Source organism: Streptomyces sp. NPDC040545 (assembly GCF_055595065.1).
Window position 1 is genome coordinate 255,809 of sequence record NZ_JBVIWA010000007.1, and the last position, 17,943, is coordinate 273,751.

At 72.4% G+C, this 17,943-nt stretch carries 18 protein-coding genes; 8 read left to right on the forward strand and 10 right to left on the reverse strand.

Features of this window, described 5'->3' with window-relative positions:
- The first annotated feature begins 97 nt into the window (after positions 1–97).
- Together ACZ573_RS17050 and ACZ573_RS17055 are read left to right on the forward strand one after the other, a co-directional pair.
- Positions 98–1,903, forward strand: a complete 1,806-nt coding sequence (locus tag ACZ573_RS17050) for a S9 family peptidase (RefSeq protein WP_471304552.1) — start codon at positions 98–100, stop codon at positions 1,901–1,903.
- Positions 1,904–1,946: 43 nt separating this feature from the next.
- The gene (locus ACZ573_RS17055; protein ID WP_471304555.1) at positions 1,947–2,708 is read left to right on the forward strand and encodes an SURF1 family protein; all 762 of its coding nucleotides are present in this window, start codon (positions 1,947–1,949) and stop codon (positions 2,706–2,708) included.
- A gap of 88 nt (positions 2,709–2,796) precedes the next feature.
- Here the strand turns inward: ACZ573_RS17055 and ACZ573_RS17060 are convergent, their stop codons facing one another.
- The 7 genes from ACZ573_RS17060 to ACZ573_RS17090 form a co-directional block, all read right to left on the reverse strand.
- On the reverse strand, positions 2,797–3,882 hold the full coding sequence (locus ACZ573_RS17060; protein WP_471304558.1) for a hypothetical protein: 1,086 nt from the start codon (positions 3,880–3,882) through the stop codon (positions 2,797–2,799).
- Positions 3,879–4,619: a SigE family RNA polymerase sigma factor gene (locus ACZ573_RS17065; protein WP_471304662.1), complete on the reverse strand. Its 741-nt coding sequence runs from the start codon at positions 4,617–4,619 to the stop codon at positions 3,879–3,881. Before ACZ573_RS17065 ends, ACZ573_RS17060 begins: the two co-directional genes overlap by 4 nt.
- Positions 4,620–4,802: 183 nt before the next feature.
- Positions 4,803–5,876 (reverse strand): aspartate-semialdehyde dehydrogenase, encoded by a 1,074-nt coding sequence (locus ACZ573_RS17070; RefSeq protein WP_471304560.1) that lies wholly within the window; start codon positions 5,874–5,876, stop codon positions 4,803–4,805.
- Entirely contained in the window at positions 5,873–7,147 is a 1,275-nt protein-coding gene (locus ACZ573_RS17075; RefSeq protein ID WP_030726444.1) for an aspartate kinase, read from the reverse strand. The genes ACZ573_RS17070 and ACZ573_RS17075 overlap by 4 nt, the downstream gene beginning before the upstream one ends.
- Positions 7,148–7,276: 129 nt before the next feature.
- Positions 7,277–7,924 carry a DUF5063 domain-containing protein gene (locus tag ACZ573_RS17080; protein ID WP_189743839.1) on the reverse strand — a complete coding sequence of 216 codons (648 nt, stop codon included), beginning with the start codon at positions 7,922–7,924 and terminating at the stop codon, positions 7,277–7,279.
- A complete protein-coding gene (recR, locus tag ACZ573_RS17085) occupies positions 7,917–8,516 on the reverse strand; it encodes a recombination mediator RecR (protein WP_030010802.1) in 600 nt (199 codons plus the stop codon). Before recR ends, ACZ573_RS17080 begins: the two co-directional genes overlap by 8 nt.
- Positions 8,517–8,552: 36 nt before the next feature.
- Positions 8,553–8,897: a YbaB/EbfC family nucleoid-associated protein gene (locus ACZ573_RS17090; RefSeq protein WP_471304663.1), complete on the reverse strand. Its 345-nt coding sequence runs from the start codon at positions 8,895–8,897 to the stop codon at positions 8,553–8,555.
- A gap of 269 nt (positions 8,898–9,166) precedes the next feature.
- Between ACZ573_RS17090 and ACZ573_RS17095 the strand changes: the two genes are divergently transcribed.
- The gene (locus ACZ573_RS17095; RefSeq protein WP_471304563.1) at positions 9,167–9,913 is read left to right on the forward strand and encodes an SLATT domain-containing protein; all 747 of its coding nucleotides are present in this window, start codon (positions 9,167–9,169) and stop codon (positions 9,911–9,913) included.
- A gap of 98 nt (positions 9,914–10,011) precedes the next feature.
- On the opposite strand, the gene ACZ573_RS17100 is transcribed toward ACZ573_RS17095, so the two are convergent.
- From ACZ573_RS17100 to ACZ573_RS17110, 3 genes are all read right to left on the reverse strand, one after another.
- Positions 10,012–10,662 (reverse strand): hypothetical protein, encoded by a 651-nt coding sequence (locus ACZ573_RS17100; RefSeq protein WP_471304565.1) that lies wholly within the window; start codon positions 10,660–10,662, stop codon positions 10,012–10,014.
- Positions 10,663–10,758: 96 nt separating this feature from the next.
- A complete protein-coding gene (locus tag ACZ573_RS17105; RefSeq protein ID WP_471304567.1) occupies positions 10,759–11,424 on the reverse strand; it encodes a GntR family transcriptional regulator in 666 nt (221 codons plus the stop codon).
- Positions 11,425–11,799: 375 nt separating this feature from the next.
- The gene (locus ACZ573_RS17110) at positions 11,800–13,161 is read right to left on the reverse strand and encodes an aminotransferase class III-fold pyridoxal phosphate-dependent enzyme (RefSeq protein WP_471304571.1); all 1,362 of its coding nucleotides are present in this window, start codon (positions 13,159–13,161) and stop codon (positions 11,800–11,802) included.
- Between the two features lie 177 nt (positions 13,162–13,338).
- Here ACZ573_RS17110 and ACZ573_RS17115 point away from each other — a divergent pair, with 177 nt between their 5' ends.
- The 5 genes from ACZ573_RS17115 to ACZ573_RS17135 all read left to right on the forward strand — a co-directional run bounded on the left by ACZ573_RS17115 (position 13,339) and on the right by ACZ573_RS17135 (position 17,941).
- A complete protein-coding gene (locus ACZ573_RS17115) occupies positions 13,339–13,968 on the forward strand; it encodes a DJ-1/PfpI family protein (RefSeq protein ID WP_471304573.1) in 630 nt (209 codons plus the stop codon).
- A 163-nt stretch (positions 13,969–14,131) separates the two neighbouring features.
- Positions 14,132–14,593: a MarR family winged helix-turn-helix transcriptional regulator gene (locus ACZ573_RS17120; RefSeq protein WP_471304667.1), complete on the forward strand. Its 462-nt coding sequence runs from the start codon at positions 14,132–14,134 to the stop codon at positions 14,591–14,593.
- 154 nt (positions 14,594–14,747) lie between these two features.
- Positions 14,748–15,137 carry a nuclear transport factor 2 family protein gene (locus tag ACZ573_RS17125; RefSeq protein WP_471304575.1) on the forward strand — a complete coding sequence of 130 codons (390 nt, stop codon included), beginning with the start codon at positions 14,748–14,750 and terminating at the stop codon, positions 15,135–15,137.
- Positions 15,138–15,690: 553 nt separating this feature from the next.
- Positions 15,691–16,746 carry an alpha/beta hydrolase gene (locus ACZ573_RS17130; protein WP_471304578.1) on the forward strand — a complete coding sequence of 352 codons (1,056 nt, stop codon included), beginning with the start codon at positions 15,691–15,693 and terminating at the stop codon, positions 16,744–16,746.
- Positions 16,739–17,941 carry an acyltransferase family protein gene (locus ACZ573_RS17135; RefSeq protein ID WP_471304579.1) on the forward strand — a complete coding sequence of 401 codons (1,203 nt, stop codon included), beginning with the start codon at positions 16,739–16,741 and terminating at the stop codon, positions 17,939–17,941. The genes ACZ573_RS17130 and ACZ573_RS17135 overlap by 8 nt, the downstream gene beginning before the upstream one ends.
- Positions 17,942–17,943 lie beyond the last annotated feature (2 nt).

Sequence of the window (17,943 nt, forward strand, 5' to 3'; positions counted from 1 at the left end):
GATCGTTCCTCCTCGGACGGGACGGCCGACGCGTTCCACTGTGCGCCCGTTCGAAGCCGTCGGCATCCCGGGGAGCGCTGCGGCCACAATGGGGCGCATGACCAGCGACAGTGAGATGACCCCCGGCATGCCCGACTGGGAGAAGCGGTTCCGGGCACCGCGCGTCGGGCTCCCCGACTGGGCCGAGGACGCCCCGGACCGTTCGCTCTTCGTGTCCAACGCGACCGGAACCTACGAGATCTACGCCTGGGACCGCGCCACCGGCGAGCAGCGGCAGGCCACGGACCGCCCCAACGGCACCACCGACGCAACCCTCTCCCCCGACGGCGAGTGGATCTGGTGGTTCTCCGACACCGACGGCGACGAGTTCGGCACCTGGGTGCGCCAGCCCTTCGCGGGCGGCCCCGACGAACCGGCCACCCCGGGCCTGGAACCCTCGTACCCCGCCGGGCTGGCCATCGGGCGGGACGGGACGGCCGTCGTGGGGCGCTCCACCGACGAGGACGGCTCGACCGTCCACGTGGTCCGGCCGGACGGCTCCGCGCCCACCGTGATCTACCGGCACCGGGAGTCGGCCGGTGTCGGCGACCTGTCCCGCGACGGGACGCTGGTGGCCGTCGAGCACACCGAGCACGGCGACGCGATGCACTCCGCCCTGCGCGTCCTGACCCTGGACGGGACCACCGTCGCCGAGCTGGACGACTCTCGGGGCGGGTCCGAGGAGCTGGGTCTGGAGGTCCTCGGTTTCGCGCCGGTCGCGGGCGACACCCGGCTGCTCGTCGGGCACCAGCGGCGTGGCCGCTGGGAGCCGATGGTGTGGGACGTGGCCACCGGCGCCGAGCAGGAGCTGGCGATCGACCTGCCGGGGGACGTCAGCGCCGAGTGGTACCCGGACGGCTCCGCGCTGCTGGTCGCGCACAGCTTCGAGGCGCGCAGCGAGCTGTGGCGCTACGACCTGGCCGCACGGGAGCTCGTACGCGTGGACACGCCGCCGGGGTCGGTGTCGGGGGCCACCGCGCGGCCCGACGGGACGGTGGAGTACCTGTGGTCCTCGGCCGCCGAGCCCTCGGCGGTACGGTCCACCGCGGGCGGGATCGTCCTGGACCCGCCCGGCTTCCGGGCGCCCGGCTCGGTGCCGGTCCAGGACGTGTGGGTGGAGGGCCCGGGCGGACGGATCCACGCGCTCGCGCAGCGGCCGGCGGGACACGGCGAGGGTCCCTTCCCGACGATCTTCGAGATCCACGGCGGGCCGACCTGGCACGACAGCGACTCCTTCGCGTCGGCCCCGGCGGCCTGGCTGGACCACGGCTTCGCCGTGGTGCGGGTCAACTACCGCGGCTCGACGGGTTACGGCCGCGAGTGGACCGACGCCCTGAAGCACCGGGTCGGGCTGATCGAGCTGGAGGACATCGCGGCGGTCCGGGAGTGGGCGGTCTCCTCGGGACTCGCGGACCCGGCCCGCATGGTGCTGTCGGGCGGTTCCTGGGGCGGGTACCTGACGCTGCTGGGCCTGGGCACGCAGCCCGACGCCTGGGCCGTGGGCCTGGCCGCCGTACCGGTCGCGGACTACGTGACGGCGTACCACGACGAGATGGAGGCGCTGAAGGCGCTGGACCGCACCCTCTTCGGCGGTACCCCGGAGGAGGTCCCGGACCGCTTCGAGGCGTCCTCGCCGCTGACGTACGTGGACGCCGTGAAGGCGCCGGTCCACATCGCGGCCGGCGTGAACGACCCGCGTTGCCCGATCCGCCAGATCGACAACTACGTGGACCGGCTCGCCGCGCGCGGGGCCGTGCACGAGGTGTACCGGTACGACGCCGGGCACGGTTCGCTGGTGGTGGAGGAGCGGATCAAGCAGGTCCGGATGGAGCTGGAGTTCGCGCTGAAGCACCTGCCGCACTGACCCTGCGGGAGGGCGACCGGTGCACCCCCCGTACGGTGGTGGGGTGCACCGGTTTCTCCTGACCCCGCGCTGGTGGGGGATCAACGTCTTCGTCGCGCTCGCCGTGCCCTTCTGCCTGTTCATGGGGTCCTGGCAGCTCGGCCGGTTCGAGGACCGTGTCGACAGCCACCGGGAAGCGAGCGCGGAGCGGCCGGCGGACCAGGTGGCCGCACCCCTGGAGTCGCTGCTTCCGGTCGACAAGACGACCTCCGGGCGGCTGGCCTCCACGGCCGGGGAGTACGGCGACCAGCTGCTGGTGCCCGAGCGGCGGCTGGACGGCCGGTCCGGGTTCTACGTGCTGACGCTGCTGAGGACCGACTCCGGCAAGAGCGTCCCGGTGGTCCGGGGCTGGCTGCCGGGAGTGGCGGATCCCGCGAAGGCGCCGGCTCCGCCGGCCGGCCGGGTCGAGGTCAGGGGGGCCCTGCAGGCCGCGGAGAACGCCGGCACGAAGGGGGTCCACTCCCAGGGCGGGCTGCCGGCCGGGCAGCTCGGGGTGATCAGCGCGGCCTCGCTGGTCAACATCGTCCCGTACGACCTGTACGACGCCTGGCTGACCGTGCAGACCCCGTCGGAGGGGATGATTCCGGTGCCGGCACAGGCACCGACCAACACCGGGCTCGACCTGAAGGCCTTCCAGAACCTCGGCTACACCGGCGAGTGGTTCGTCTTCGTCGCCTTCGTGCTCTTCATGTGGTTCCGGCTCTACCGTCGCGAGGTGGAGACCATCCGCGACGCCGAGGCGGGCCTGCTGGAGCCCGCCGCGTAGCCCCTGCCGCCCGGAACGCCACGCAGGAGGCCCCGGGACCCCGGATCCCCCCCCGGGACGGTCTTTGCGGAACTCCCCGGGACGGCCCTCAGGACAGCGGGATCGCGCCGGTCCGGTAGACCGTTCCGCCGCAGGCCTCGGGGATCGTCGTCCGCGTGGTCGTGGCCCCCGACTGCGGGGTGTGCGAGACGGCCACGCCGGCCGGGGCCGGGGACGTGCCCGCCTGTGGTTCGACGGCCGGTCCGTTCCCCGTGCCGCCCGTGGCGCCCGCCGGTTCGGTCTGCGGGGACTTCCCGCCCGCGTCCGGGTTCGCCGGTGCGCAGGTCTCCCCCGACGGCACCCACGCGAAGCGGACCTCGTACGCCGTGTTCGGCGGGAGCACCAGCGCCGGAGCCGCCGACGCCGGGTCGGGCAGCAGCCCGCTCGCCGGATCCCCCGCCGTGTGGCCGACCACGGCGACCCCCGAGCCCGAACCCGCGCCGGTACCGGGCACCGCGGCCGCCGTCAGGGTGTCCTGGCCGTTGACGGCGCAGCCCTGCGCCGAGACGTTGGTGACCCGGAAGCTGCCGTACACCCTGCCGTCGGTCCCCGGGGGCCGGGCCGAGCCCACCACCCCGAGCTGGTCCGCGGCGCACCCGGGCACTCCTGCCGCCGCCACCGGCGGCAGCGGGCCCGAGCCCGCCGCCGGACCGCCGGTACCGGCCGGTCCGGCGGAGATCCCGGCGCCCGACGGACCTGCTGCCAGACCGTCCGCCGAGGGGCCAGCCGTGGCGTTCGGATGTCCGGTGCCCCCGCCCGCGGACGGGACCTCGCCGAAGGAGTGGGGCGGCCTCGGCCGGGACCCGAAGCCGTTCTGGTGCGGGTCGGAAGCCTGCGCGTCCGGCTTCTCGCCGGCGGCCTCGCCGTGCCCGGCCATCGCCGGGTGGTCCGTGACGGCGCCCTCGGACGCGGACAGGTGCAGTGCGGCCGGGATCGCCGTCCCGGCGAGCAGCACGGCCGCGGCGGCGCCGACGAGGGCGGCCCGGCGGTTGCGGGTCCGGCGCGCGGGGACGGCGTGGCGTAGTCGCTCCAGCGCGTCCTCGGAGGGCTGCAGGCCCTCGACGGCCCCGCGCAGGAGGATGCGCAGCTCTTCTTCCCCGCTCGCCCCGCCCGGCGGAGTGTGGTCGTCCATCATGACTGCGCAGCCTCCATCGCCACCCGCAGCGCGGCAATGCCCCGCGATCCGTACGCCTTCACCGAGCCGAGCGATATTCCGAGCGTCTCGGCGACCTGGGCCTCCGTCATGTCCGCGAAGTAGCGCAGCACCAGCACCTCGCGCTGGCGGCGCTGCAGTCCACGCATCGCCTTGATCAGATCGTCCCGCTCCAGCTGGTCGTACGCGCCTTCTTCGGCGCTCGCCATGTCCGGCATCGGCTTCGAGAGCAGCTTGAGGCCGAGGATGCGGCGGCGCAGGGCGGACCGCGAGAGGTTCACGACGGTCTGGCGCAGGTACGCCAGGGTCTTCTCCCGGTCGCGGACCCGGTTCCGGGCGGAGTGCACCCGGATGAAGGCTTCCTGGACCACGTCTTCGCAGGAGGCGGTGTCGTCGAGGAGCAGCGCGGCCAGGCCCAGGAGCGAGCGGTAGTGCGCCTGGTAGGTCGCGGTGAGGTGGTCGACGGTGGTGCCGGCCACCACCTCGGCCGTCCCGGCCGTGTCGGCCGCCTCGCTCTTGCTGCTCCCGTCCGTCTCAGCGCTGTCGCGCGGCGCGGGCACGAGGCCGCCCCGGATCGGCACGGCGGTCCTCACGGGCGCCGCCGACGGCCCAGCCGGCGGGACGGGCACGATCACGGGAAAACCGTCGCCGGGCACGCGAAGACTCCGGCGCGACGGGATGATCCCGATCTGCGCCGGCCGGACGGCCGGTTCGAGCAGTGTGTCTGCCACGCCGGTTGGACACGCGTCCCCCCATCAGGGTTGTACGCGCCAGGCAGCCTCACCAGCAAAATCCCTATTGCCCTCATGCGTACCCGCTCTTCCCGATTGCCCCGTCTTTATCGAGACGGCAGTCGGGCCATCACCTTGATCAAGGGATCAGCACCGATCCTACAAAGCGAATTACGCAAATTCACCTGCGATCAGTTCCGCGATCTGTGTGGCATTCAACGCTGCGCCCTTGCGGAGATTGTCGGCGCACACGAAGAACTCCAGGCCGTGACGGTCGTCGAGCGAGGCCCGTACCCGCCCCACCCACGCGGGATCCGTCCCGGCGGCGTCCACGGGAGTGGGGAACTCCCCGGCCGCCGGGTCGTCCACGAGCACCACGCCGGGCGCGGCCTCCAGGATCTCCCGGGCGTGCGCGGCGTCCACCTCGCGCTCGAACCGGGCCCGCACGGTCAGCGAATGACCGGTCAGCACCGGTACCTGGACGCAGGTCACCGACACCGGGAGCTGCTCCAGCTGCAGGATCCGGCGCGTCTCCCCGCGTACCGCCAGCTCGTGCGAGGACCAGCCGTCCGCGCGCAGCTCGCCGGACCAGGGCACGACGTTGAGGGCGAGCGGGGCCGCGAAGGGGCCGGTGTCCTCGCCGACGGCACGGCGTACGTCTCCGGGCTGCTCGCCCAGGGAGGTCCCGGCGACCAGGGACTGCTGGCGGCGCAGCGCCTCGGAACCGGCCCGGCCGGCGGCGCTCGCGGCCTGGTACGAGGAGACGGCCAGGTCGCAGAGGGAGTACTCGGAATGCAGCGCGCCCAGGGCCGCGATCATGGTGGCGGTCACACAGTCCGGGCCGGCGACGATCCCGCGCGGCCGAATCCGTACGGCGTGCCCGTTGACCTCGGGCACCACCAGCGGGACCTCGGGGTCCTCCCGGAAGGCGGCGGACAGGTCGATGACGACCGAGCCGCGCGCGGTGACCACGGGGGCCCACCGGGCCGAGATGTCGGCCGGGGTGAGGAAGAGGGCTACGTCGCCCGGTCCGAGGCCGTCGAAGGCGTCCTCGGTGAGGGCGATCACCTCGGTCTCCTCCGCGCGGACGGCCAGCATGCGGCCGGCCGAGCGCGCGGAGGCGATCAGGCGGATCTCGCCCCAGACGTCCGCCCGCTGGGACAGCATCTGGAGCAGGACCGAACCGACTGCTCCGGTCGCCCCGACCACGGCGAGTGCCGGGCCGGAGGACCGGGTGCGGGTCATCGTCCGGTGCCGCCGTAGACGACGGCTTCGGCGCTGTCGGAGTCGAGGCCGAAGGCCGTGTGCACGGCGCGGACGGCCTCGTTGACGTCGTCCTGGCGGGTGACGACCGAGATGCGGATCTCGGAGGTCGAGATCAGCTCGATGTTCACGCCCGCGTCGGACAGCGCCTGGAAGAAGGAGGCGGTGACGCCAGGGTTCGTCTTCATGCCCGCGCCGACCAGGGAGATCTTGCCGATCTGGTCGTCGTAGCGCAGGGAGTCGAAGCCGATCGCGCCCTTCGCCTTCTCCAGGGCCTCGATGGCCTTGTGGCCCTCGGTCTTGGGGAGCGTGAAGGAGATGTCCGTGAGGCCCGTGGAGGCCGCGGAGACGTTCTGCACGATCATGTCGATGTTGATCTCGGCGTCCGCGATGGCGCGGAAGATCGCCGCGGCCTCGCCCGGCTTGTCCGGGACGCCGACGACCGTGATCTTGGCTTCGGAGACGTCGTGCGCGACTCCGGAGATGATGGCGTGCTCCACCTGCGCGTCCCCTTGCGGATTCTCGTTGCTGACCCAGGTGCCCGGCAGTCCGGAGAAGGACGAGCGGACGTGGATCGGGATGTTGTAGCGGCGCGCGTACTCGACGCAGCGGTGCAGCAGCACCTTGGAACCGGAGGCCGCGAGCTCCAGCATGTCCTCGGAGGAGATCCAGTCGATCTTCTTCGCCTTCTTCACGACGCGGGGGTCCGCGGTGAAGACGCCGTCGACGTCGGTGTAGATCTCGCACACCTCGGCGTCCAGCGCCGCGGCGAGCGCGACGGCGGTGGTGTCCGAGCCGCCCCGGCCGAGGGTGGTGATGTCCTTGGAGTCCGCGGACACCCCCTGGAAGCCCGCGACGATGGCGATGTTGCCCTCGTCCAGCGCGGTGCGGATCCGGCCCGGCGTGACATCGATGATGCGCGCTTTGTTGTGGACCGAGTCGGTGATCACGCCTGCCTGGCTACCGGTGAACGACTGGGCCTCGTGGCCCAGGTTTTTGATCGCCATGGCCAGCAGGGCCATGGAGATCCGCTCCCCGGCGGTCAGCAGCATGTCGAATTCGCGCCCGGCAGGCATCGGAGATACCTGCTCGGCGAGATCGATCAGCTCGTCCGTCGTGTCGCCCATCGCGGAAACCACGACGACCACCTGGTGGCCGTTCTTCTTGGCATCCACGATCCGCTTGGCGACGCGCTTGATGCCTTCGGCATCGGCTACGGAGGAGCCTCCGTACTTCTGCACGACAAGGCCCACGTGCGCTCCTCGCTCAGTCCGTCTCATTGCTGGTGCAGTGTAACGAGCGACCGGGATCCGACCGCCTCGTACCACATCATGAGACGAGAAGATCAGAGAATGAGTTCCCCCTCCGGCCGCTGCTTTCGCTCAGGTGCGCCCGAGGCCGCCCAGCTCCTCGGCCATGACCTGTCCGGCCTGTTCCGCGAGGTCGTCCTCGGCCATGTCCTCGTCCGTGTCCAGGCCGTCCAGCGCCGCCAGCGGCTGGTCCAGGCGTACGTGGGCGATCAGCGACTGGAGGGCGCGCAGGGTGGCCGAGGCCGTCGGACCCCAGTTGGTGAAGTACGAGAACTGCCACCACCACAGCGCTTCCGTGATGCGGCCCGACTGGTGGTGGATGAGCCCGTGCCGCAGGTCGGCGACCACGTCCGCCAGGTCGTCGGAGATGCGGTGGGCCACCGGGGCCTTGCGGGGCTCGTAGGGGTCGAAGACCTCGGAGTAGACGTCGACCGGCTCCAGCATGATCGCGAAACGCTCGCGCAGGTCGTCCACGTCCGGCTCCGGGCCCAGATCGGGCTCGTAGCGCTCTTCCGGCAGCACGTCCTGGTACGCGCCCAGCCGGCCGCCCGCCAGCAGCAGCTGGGACACCTCCAGGAGGAGGAAGGGCACAGCACTGTCCGGGTCCTCGCCCTTGGCCACTTCGGTGACCGCAACGATGAACGACTCGATCTGGTCCGCGATCGAGGCGGCGAAGTCGTCCGGATCCTGGCCGAGGGCGTGCAGCGTTGCGTCAGACATCGAGAAGTCGCCTTCCTTCAAAGGCCCGCCCGAGCGTGACCTCGTCCGCATACTCCAGATCTCCCCCGACGGGGAGCCCGCTGGCCAGGCGGGTGACCTTCAGGCCCATGGGCTTGATCATGCGGGCGAGGTAGGTGGCGGTCGCCTCGCCCTCCAGGTTCGGGTCGGTGGCCAGGATCAGCTCGGTCACCTCGCCGTCCGCCAGGCGCGCCAGCAGCTCGCGGATGCGCAGGTCGTCCGGGCCGACGCCCTCGATCGGGCTGATCGCGCCGCCGAGGACGTGGTACTTCCCCCGGAACTCGCGCGTCCGCTCGATCGCGACGACGTCCTTCGGCTCCTCGACGACACAGATGACCGTGGTGTCACGGCGCGGGTCGCGGCAGATGCCGCACCGCTCCTCCTGTGCCACGTTCCCGCACACCGCGCAGAACCGGACCTTGTCCTTGACCTCCAGCAGCGCGTGCGCGAGGCGGCGGACGTCGGTGGGCTCGGCCTGCAGGATGTGGAAGGCGATCCGCTGCGCGCTCTTGGGCCCGACGCCGGGCAGCCTGCCCAGTTCGTCGATCAGGTCCTGAACCACGCCTTCGTACAACGGACTGCCTTCTTTCGTCGGGTAGGGGGAGGAGGGCTAGAACGGGAGGCCGGGGATACCGCTGCCGCCGCCCAGGCCCTGGGCCAGGGGGCCCAGCTTCTGCTGCTGGAGCGCCTGGGCATTCTCGTTGGCGGCCTGCACCGCGGCGACCACCAGGTCGGCGAGCGTCTCCGTGTCCTCGGGGTCCACGGCCTTCGGGTCGATCACCAGCGCGCGCAGCTCACCGGATCCGGTGACGGTCGCCCTCACCAGACCGCCGCCGGCCTGGCCCGCGACCTCGGTCCGTGCGAGCTCCTCCTGCGCGGCCGCGAGATCCTGCTGCATCTTCTGGGCCTGCTGGAGCAGCTGCTGCATGTTGGGCTGGCCACCACCGGGAATCACAGGGCACTCACTCCATACGTCGTACGTCGAGACCTTCGGAACGCTGGTCAATCCGAGCCTACGTGCTCCCCGGGCGCCGCGCCCTACGCCGTGAGGACCAACTCTTTCGAGTGAGAGATGAGGCGTGCGCGTACCTGCTGGAGACCTCCTTGCGGGCGGAAATCCCGGGAATCGTCGCCCATCGCCCGTCATTCGAAGGTAGGAAGAGCATGCGCATCATTGCGCACACGCGCACCACCACACGTCAGCGCAGGCAGAGGGAGTGCCGGGTGAGCCAGCCGGAGATGCAGCCCGAGGGGCCACCCCGGGATCCCCGGGAGGAAGGCGGCGGACCGATGGCGGCGGGCGATCTGACCGGCCGGCCGTTCCCTCTCGGGGACTGGGGCGAGCCCGCCGAGCGGCTCGACGAGCTCTACCGGCGGGTCGAGGCCGACGCGCTGCGCACCGCCGAGTGGTACCTGTCCGACCGGGCGTGGAAGCGGCGCGGTGCGCGCGTGCTGCGCGCCGGGGCGGCCGTGGGCGCCGTCACGGGCGCCTCGATGCCGCTGCTGGAGCTGACGGGCTCGATCCCGGGCGCCTCCACGTACGGCTACCTCGCGCTGCTGCTGGGCGCGGCCGCGCTGGCCTGCGACCGGTTCTTCGGGCTGACGTCCGGGTGGATGCGGGACGTGGCCACGGCCCAGGCCGTGCAGCGCCGGCTCCAGACCCTCCAGTTCGACTGGGCCTCGGAGAACGTGCGCGAGGTGCTCGGCCCCACCGAGGGCACGGCCAGCGAGGCCGCGGAGCGGTGCCTGACCGTGCTGCGCCGCTTCGCGGAGGACATCACCGAGCTGGTGCGCTCGGAGACGGCGGACTGGATGGTGGAGTTCCGGGCCGGGCCCGCGCCGCTGGTGATGCAGTCGCTGGGGGCCTCCGGGGGGCGCCCGGACGCGAACATCCCGCCCGCCCGCTTCCCGCTGCCGCCGGGCACCAGACCGAACATGCCCCGCCAGCGGCCGCCGGAGCAGCCGCGCTGAGGGACGGGCGGGACCCGCGGAAGGCGGGCGGGACGCGCCGGAGGCGGGCGGGGCCGGGGTTCCGCGCAGCGGACCCGTACCCCGCCCACCGGCCCCGCTCAGCTGAAGATGATCATCGACCCCTGGCCGAGGCTCCGTGTCGCGGCCGCGTGCAGTCCCAGCCACACGTGCCGTTCACGGGCGAAGGGGCTGTCGTCGTACGGAATCGGCCCCGCCGGCTCCTCCAGCAGCGTCGGCCGCCCCGGCGGCGCCGGTGCGGCGGGCGGGTTGCCGGGGTCTATCCCGATGGCGGGGGCCACGAACAGCAGCTCCCGCAGCAGCCCCTGCACGGACCCCAGCGGCCCGCCCCCGGCCAGCAGCTCCTCGTTGGCCAGCGGAGCCGCGAAGTCCACCGGGACGTAGGCCCCGGCGTGGTCGTAGTGCCACACCAGGTGCGACTGCTGGGCCGTCGGCTCGAACATCTCCAGCAGCTGCTCGTAGTCCCCGCCCAGCTCGTCCACCGGGGTCACGGGTAGCCCGCAGAGCTGGAGCATGTACGCCCGCCGCAGGAAATGCAGGGCGTCGTAGTCGAAGCCGGCGACCGGGGCGACGTCCCCGCTCAGGCCCGGCATGTAGGCGAACACGGGCACGGACGGCAGTCCGGCCGAGCCCAGCGCCCTGTCGTACGAGGCGATCTCTTCCGCGAAGGGGTTGTCGGGGCTGTGGCACAGCACGTCGACAAGGGGGACCAGCCACAGGTCACAGGCCACTCGGCCTCCGATCAGTCGATGTCGCCGATCCGGCCAGCGTAGTGGGCCGGACACCCTCCGCGAAGGGGTGCGCAGAACCTGGGCTCCCCTGAAGCCTCAGAGGCGCGCGGCCCAGGCCAGGGAGTGCTCGTTGTATCCGCGGACGATCCCGAGCACCGCGTCCGCGTCGGCCAGCGTCACCGCGTCCACCAGCTCGCTGTGACCGTCCCACAGCGCCGCCCGCAGCTGCGGCTCGCGCTGGAGGTGGGGGACGGCGAAGACCCAGCACTGCACGCGGATGCGGTGCAGGAACTCGGAGATGTAGGTGTTGGCGACCAGCCCGCTCAGCTCCCGCCAGAAGCGCAGGTCGTAGCCGATCAGCACTTCGAGGGAACCGCTCTGCGCGGCCCGCCGGGCCTCCTCGCCCCGGCGGCGCACCGAGACGAGCAGCTCGCCGGAGCCGGGGGCGGTGCCGCGCTCGGCGAGGCGGCGGAAGATCCCGTCCACGACGAGCGAGCGGGCCTCGACCATGCCCCGGAAGTCGTCCACGGAGAAGATCCGCACGCGGAAGCCGCGGTGCTGGACGAGTTCGAGCAGCCCTTGGGCCGAGAGGTCCACGAGCGCCTCGCGCACCGGGGTCGCGGAGACCTCGTACTGCTCGGCGATCTGCTTGACGGTGAACTCGGTCCCCGGAGGCAGGCGTCCCGCGAGCACCTCGTCACGCAGCGCGTCCGCGATCTGCTGGCGAAGTGTGTTGCGGGTGACAGCTCCGCTGCCTGGCATAAGGGTCCGTCTCCTGTCGTAGAGCTTCGGGACACCATAGGCCAGACAGAGCGGCTGAAAACCGATCGGTAGCCAACCGATATCCGACATCCGCACCCGGTGTCCGGGTGCGGATGTCGTGACGGATGCCGACCCGCCCTCCCCCTGCGGGGGCGGGTCTGGGTCCTGTCGTCAAAGTGGCGTCGCGGGCCCGACGGGACTTTGACGACAGGGCCTAGTGCTGTGGCCGGGAAGGTTTGCCGGGTCGCGTCGTCCGGTGCGGTGGATCGCAAGGCGGAGGACCGCGGCTCGTACTGGACGTACTTGCGCGGTCCGACAACGCGGCGAGGCGCCGTGCCGGGCGTCGTGACCCGGTGAACCTTCCCGGTCACAGCACTAGCCGGCCGTGGTGTGGCGGTCGGCGACGGTCAGCGCCTCGTCCAGCAGGACCAGGCCCTCCTTGGCCTCCGCCTCCGTGACGTTGCAGGGCGGGACCACGTGGGTGCGGTTCATGTTCACGAAGGGCCACAGACCCGACGCCTTGCAGGCCGCCGCGAACTCGGCCATCGGCGCGTTGTCCGCGCCGGCCGCGTTGTACGGCACCAGCGGCTCACGCGTCTGCTTGTCCCGTACGAGTTCCAGGGCCCAGAAGGTGCCCAGCCCGCGGACCTCACCGACCGAGGGGTGGCGCTCGGCGATCTCGGCCAGCGCGGGGCCGATCACGTTCTCACCGAGGTGGGCGGCGTGCTCGACGATGCCCTCCTCCTCCATCGTGTTGATCGTCGCGACGGCGGCGGCGCAGGCCAGCGGGTGGCCGGAGTACGTCAGTCCGCCCGGGTAGGGGCGGGTGGCGAAGGTCTCGGCGATGGCGGCCGAGATGGCCACGCCGCCGAGCGGGACGTAGCCGCTGTTCACGCCCTTGGCGAAGGTGATCAGGTCGGGGGTGACGCCCCAGTGGTCGGCCGCGAACCACTTGCCGGTGCGGCCGAAGCCGGACATGACCTCGTCCAGGATGAAGACGATGCCGTGGCGGTCGCAGAGCTCGCGCACGCCCGCGAGGTAACCGGCGGGCGGGGTCATGATGCCGGCGGTGCCGGGCACGCTCTCCAGGATGATCGCCGCAATGGTCTGCGGCCCCTCGAAGGCGATGGTGTCGGCGAGGTGGGCGAGGGCGCGGGCGCATTCCTCGGCCTCGGTGGTGGCGTGGAAGGCGGAGCGGTACAGGTACGGGCCCCAGAAGTGCACGACGCCGGCGGCGGCCGTGTCGGAGGGCCAGCGGCGCGGGTCGCCGGTCAGGTTGATCGCGGCGGCGGTGGCCCCGTGGTAGGAGCGGTAGGTGGAGAGCACCTTGGCGCGGCCCGTGTGCAGACGGGCCATGCGCACGGCGTTCTCGACGGCCTCGGCGCCGCCGTTGGTGAAGAAGATCTTGTCCAGGTCGCCCGGGGTCCGCTCGGCGATGAGGCGTGCGGCCTCGGAGCGGACGTCGACGGCGAAGCCGGGCGCGAGGGTGCAGAGCCGGGCGGCCTGCTCCTGGATCGCGGCGACGACCTTGGGGTGCTGGTGGCCGATGTTGGTGTTGACCAGCTGGGAGGAGAAGTCGAGGAACCGCTTGCCTTCATAGTCCCAGAAGTACGACCCCTCGGCCCCGGCGACGGCGAGGGGGTCGATCAGGGCCTGGGCGGACCAGGAGTGGAAGACGTGCTTCCGATCTGCGTCCTTCACGGCGGCAAGGGTGTGCGAGGTGACATGAGGGGTCATGTCGTCACGCTAGAAGTGCGCAGGTGGGGCGGGATATCGGCGGACTGTATGGGGGTGGGGGGCCGCTCTCGGCAGTCTGTCTGCGAGGGGGCTCGAACCCCGCGGGAGATTGACAGCATCCTGTCGTTATGACAGCCTATTGTCATAGGCAGGAACCACGCTGGAGGCGAAAGCACCATGAGCGAGACCCCGCGCAAGCCCGTCCACCTCGCGGTCTACGACACGTACGCGGACTGGGAGACCGGCCACACCACCGCGCACCTCACCCAGCGCGGCCACACCGTACGCACCGTCGGCATGAGTGCCGCACAGCCGGTCACCACCATGGGCGGCGTCCGCATCCAGCCTGATCTGGCCCTGGCCGACCTGCGACCGGAGGACTCCTCGCTGCTGATCCTCACGGGCGCGTCCCTGTGGGACACGAGCGACGACCTGACGCCGTTCGCGGCCAAGGCGAGGGAGTTCCTGGCCGCCGGAGTGCCGGTCGCGGCGATCTGCGGAGCCACCGCCGGCCTCGCCCGCGAGGGCCTGCTGGACGGCCGGACCCACACCAGCGCCGCCTCCTTCTACCTGGCCGAGCAGCCCGGCTACGGGGGCGCCGAGAACTACGTCGAGGCCGACGCGGTCACCGACGGCGACCTGATCACGGCGGGGCCGACGGAGCCGGTGGCCTTCGCCCGCGAGGTCTTCGCCCGCCTGGACGTCTACAAGCCGGAGGTCCTGGACGCCTGGTACGGGCTCTTCCATGACTCGGACGTCAGCGCGTACCCGGTCCTGATGGCGGCATCGGCGGCCGGCGATGCGTGAGGCGACGCGTGAGGCGACGCGTGAGGCGACGCACGAGCCGCTGCCCGCCGGAAGCGTCGGGGAGGCGGGTGGTGTCGGGGACGTCGGGGATATCGGGGATGTCGGGGATCTCGTCGGCCTCGGGGACGTCGGGGACCTCAAGGAGGCCCGTACCCCGCAGGACCTGCTGAGCCGCACCGCGCTCGGGGTGTTCCGGCTGAACGGCCAGTTCCTCGCCATCTCGGAAGAGCTGGCCAGGCCGGCCGGGCTCACGGCCGCCTGGTGGCAGGTCCTGGGCGCCGTACTGAGGGAGCCACTGCCCGTCGCGGGCATCGCCCGGAACATGGGCATCACCCGGCAGAGCGTGCAGCGCATCGCGGACCTGCTGGTCGCCAAGGGCCTGGCGGAGTACGCCCCGAACCCCGCCCACCGGCGGGCGAAGCTGCTGCGGCCCACCGAGGAGGGGCGGGGCGCGGTGGACCGGATCGGCCCGGGCCACGCGGCCCTGGCGGCCCGCCTCACCGCCGAGCTGGGCGATGCCGCCTTCGCGGAGACGGTCCGCGCCCTGGAACGGCTGGCCACGGCGCTGGACGCGCTGGAATCCGCCGCGCCGTCCGCCGCCGTTCCCGCACCCGCGCCGGAGTGAACCGACACCGGACGGCAGCGCCCGCGGCACTCAGCCGGCCCTCTTCTGTCCTCTGCCTGCGTCCCGAAGGACCGCCACGAGCGATTGTGTCGAGGTCAATAAGCCTGCAGGCAAAGCTTGTTACGTACAACGGGGCTGTCGGACACTGCGGCACATGGAGCCGTTGACGGTAGTGGCACGACTGTGGGAGCGGATCGGGGCACGCGACTGGGACGGCGTGGCCGGGCTCATCGCCGAGGACGCGGTCATCGAATGGCCCGTGAGCGGTGAGCGCATCGTGGGGCGCGCCAACTTCATAGCCGTGAACAGCGACGACGGCGACGCGGACGAGAGATCCGTGGAACTGCTGCGGATCCTGGCCGACGGAAACCTCGTGGTCACCGAGGTGGAGATACCTCAGGACCACGTCGTCTACCGGGCCGTCTCCCTCTGGACCGTGCGCGACGGGGAGATCGTGGGGGCGAGGGAGTACTGGACCAGCCCCGGCCAGGACCCGGCACCGCGCTGGCGGGCGGGCTACGTCGAACCCCTGGTGGCAGACTGAGCCGCGCGCTCACCGCTCTTCTCGGCGCGACCGGGGTCCTGGCGCTCGCCCCTCTGTGCTGGCCCGGCCTCCAGGCCCTGCTGAGGCCGGGCGCGGTGCCGGCGGAGCCCGGGGTCCCAAGATCGCCGTCTTCTACACGGGGCTGCTGCCCGCCCTCGTCCCGCCCTCGTCCCGCCGGGCCCGCGGTCGGCGGTCGGCATGGCGCTGCTGGTCCTGGTCCATGTCTTGCTGACGGTGGTCTGACTGGGCACGGACGTGTACGTGCTGTCGCGCGCCGGGCGGTTCTTCGCGCGGCCGCGGGTCCGGCGGGCACTGGACCGGACGACGGGTGTCGTCCTGATCGGCTTCGGTGTGCGGGTGGCGACGACGTGACGTCGTGACGGTCGTGGCGTCGTGACGGTCGTTGCCCTGCCTCGCAGGTATCCCCCGTCATACCTGAGAGCTACGCGCGAACACGGCTCCATGGCGTGACGCCGACCACGGGTCCGGATTTCTAACTTCGGTAGCAGAGAAGAGCGTTCACGGCTCTTCCGGCGACCGGAGGAAGAGGACCATGGCAGCGGGGACGGGGACAGGCACGGGGCCGCAGACGGGGACAGGGCCGCAGACCGGGACCACGGGAAGGACCGGCGGTGCGGGCACGGCGCTCGCCACGGGGAGGCCGGGGTCCGGCGGCGGCCGGCTGCGCCGCGGCCTGCTGGCCGCTCTGGTCGCCGCGGCCGTGGTGGTCCCCGTGTCCGCCGCGGCCTCCCCCAACGTCCCGGCCCCCGCGCCCGCCACGTTCTCGGAGGGCGCCACGCCCCGGAGCCGGTACGCCGCCAACAGTGCCAACCTCGCCGAGGCGGCCCGTACCGCCGAGGACGCCGACCGCCCCGGCCGCGCAGCCAGGCTGCGCGCCATGGGGGCGGCCGGGGCAGCCCAGTTCCTCACCTTCGACGGCCGCGGCAGGGGCCGCGCCGTCGAGGTGTTCGGCGAGCTGGAGAGCGCCGACCGGGTGGCCGTCCTGGTGCCCGGGTCCGACACGACACTGGACACCTACGAGCGGTTCCGTGCCGGGGCCGTCTCCCTCCAGCAGCGTCTGCAGGCGGAGCATCCGCGCTCCGCCGTGATCGCCTGGCTCGGGTACGACACCCCCGGCACGGTGAGCACCACCGTGCTGAGCGCCGGCCGGGCCGACGCGGCCGCTGCCGAACTGGCGCCCTTCCTGGAGCGGTTGCGCGGCATATCGGGTCCCGGCGCCCAGCTCTCCCTGCTGTGCCACTCCTATGGCTCCGTGGTCTGCGCCCGGACCGCCACCGGGTCCGCGGTCAGTGACGTGGTGCTGTTCGGCAGCCCGGGCACCGGGGCCGGATCCGCCCGTGAGCTGCCGACCGGGGCCCGGGTCTGGGCAGGCCGGGGCAGCGGCGACTGGATAGGCAGCGTCCCGCATGTCCGGCTCGGCGGGATCGGTTTCGGCACCGACCCGGTCGATCCCGCCTTCGGCGCCCGGGCCTTCGCCGCCGGCGCCGTCGGGCACAGCGACTACCTCAAGCCGGGCACCGAGTCCCTCGACAGCCTGGCCGCCATCGTCCTCGGCACCACCCCCGCTCCGGAGGCCGACCATGGTTGAGCTCCGCGCCCGCTGGTCCACCCTGGCCGCGGACATCGACGCCGCCACCCCGGCCGGCCGTGACCGGGCCGTGGACGCACTGCGGGCCTTCGCGATCCTCGGCGTGGTCCTCGGCCACTGGCTGGTCACCGCGCTGACCGCACGCGACGGCGCTCTGACCACCACCAGCCCGCTGGCGCACATGCCGTGGCTGGCCCCGGTGTCCTGGGTGTTCCAGACGCTGTCCGTCTTCTTCCTGGTGGGCGGCCATGTCGCCGCCCACGGGTACGCGTCGGCGCGCGAGCGCGGCCTCTCGTACGGCGCGTGGGCCGGGCAGCGACTGGGACGGCTGTTCCGGCCGGTCGCCGCGGTGCTGGCGCTCTGGGCGGTCGTCGCGGGCGGGATGCTGATCGGCGGGGCGGAGTTCGACACCGTCCGGTCGCTGGTCAAGCTGGTGCTGTCGCCGCTGTGGTTCCTGCTGGTGTTCGCCGCGCTCACCGCAGCGACCCCGCTCGTGGCCCGGCTCAACCCGCTGTGGCCGCTGGCCGTGGTCGCTGCCGTCGATGTGTGGCGCTTCGGGTTTCAGGGCCCCGAGTGGATCGGCTGGGTCAATGTGGCCGCGGGCTGGCTTGTGCCCTTCACCCTGGGCGCCGCCTGGTCCCGCGGGGCGTTCTCCCGGCGCGGCCGGGCGCTGCTCCTGCTCGGCACGGGCGTCCTGGCCACCGCCGCGCTGATCCTCTGGGGCGGGTACCCGGCATCGATGGTGGGTGTCCCCGGTGCCGCCGTATCGAATCTGAACCCGCCGACGCTGGCCGCGGTCGCCTTCGGGCTGGCCCAGTGCGGGCTGGCCCTCCTGGTGCGCGAGCCGCTGGCCCGGGCAATGCGACGGCCGACGGCCTGGGCGAAGGTGGCCCTGGTGAACCTCTCCGCCATGACCGTCTTCCTGTGGCACCAGACCGCCATGATGGCCGTCACCGCCCTCGGCCTGCTGGCCTCGGCCGACCTGCCCGGTCTGCACACGGTGCCCGACTCGGTGGGCTGGATAGCGGCCCGGCTGCTGTGGCTGCCCGTGTTCGCCGCCGCGCTGTCGCTCTGCTGGGCCGCGTTCCGTATCCATGAGCAGGCCGCCCGCCGTCCGAAGCCGTCCCGTACCGCCCGTACCGCCGCCGTCCCCCGCCCCGCGACCGACCCCGCCGAGGAGATCATCCATGTCTAGGG

Bases quoted from the DNA above. Each gene is read 5' to 3' on its own strand.
- ACZ573_RS17110 (WP_471304571.1), bottom strand. From the start codon at position 13,161: ATGACCCCTCATGTCACCTCGCACACCCTTGCCGCCGTGAAGGACGCA.
- ACZ573_RS17130 (WP_471304578.1), top strand. From the start codon at position 15,691: ATGGCAGCGGGGACGGGGACAGGCACGGGGCCGCAGACGGGGACAGGG.
- ACZ573_RS17070 (WP_471304560.1), bottom strand. From the start codon at position 5,876: ATGACCCGCACCCGGTCCTCCGGCCCGGCACTCGCCGTGGTCGGGGCG.
- ACZ573_RS17135 (WP_471304579.1), top strand. From the start codon at position 16,739: ATGGTTGAGCTCCGCGCCCGCTGGTCCACCCTGGCCGCGGACATCGAC.
- ACZ573_RS17115 (WP_471304573.1), top strand. From the start codon at position 13,339: ATGAGCGAGACCCCGCGCAAGCCCGTCCACCTCGCGGTCTACGACACG.
- ACZ573_RS17050 (WP_471304552.1), top strand. From the start codon at position 98: ATGACCAGCGACAGTGAGATGACCCCCGGCATGCCCGACTGGGAGAAG.
- ACZ573_RS17080 (WP_189743839.1), bottom strand. From the start codon at position 7,924: ATGTCTGACGCAACGCTGCACGCCCTCGGCCAGGATCCGGACGACTTC.
- ACZ573_RS17060 (WP_471304558.1), bottom strand. From the start codon at position 3,882: ATGATGGACGACCACACTCCGCCGGGCGGGGCGAGCGGGGAAGAAGAG.
- ACZ573_RS17105 (WP_471304567.1), bottom strand. From the start codon at position 11,424: ATGCCAGGCAGCGGAGCTGTCACCCGCAACACACTTCGCCAGCAGATC.
- ACZ573_RS17125 (WP_471304575.1), top strand. From the start codon at position 14,748: ATGGAGCCGTTGACGGTAGTGGCACGACTGTGGGAGCGGATCGGGGCA.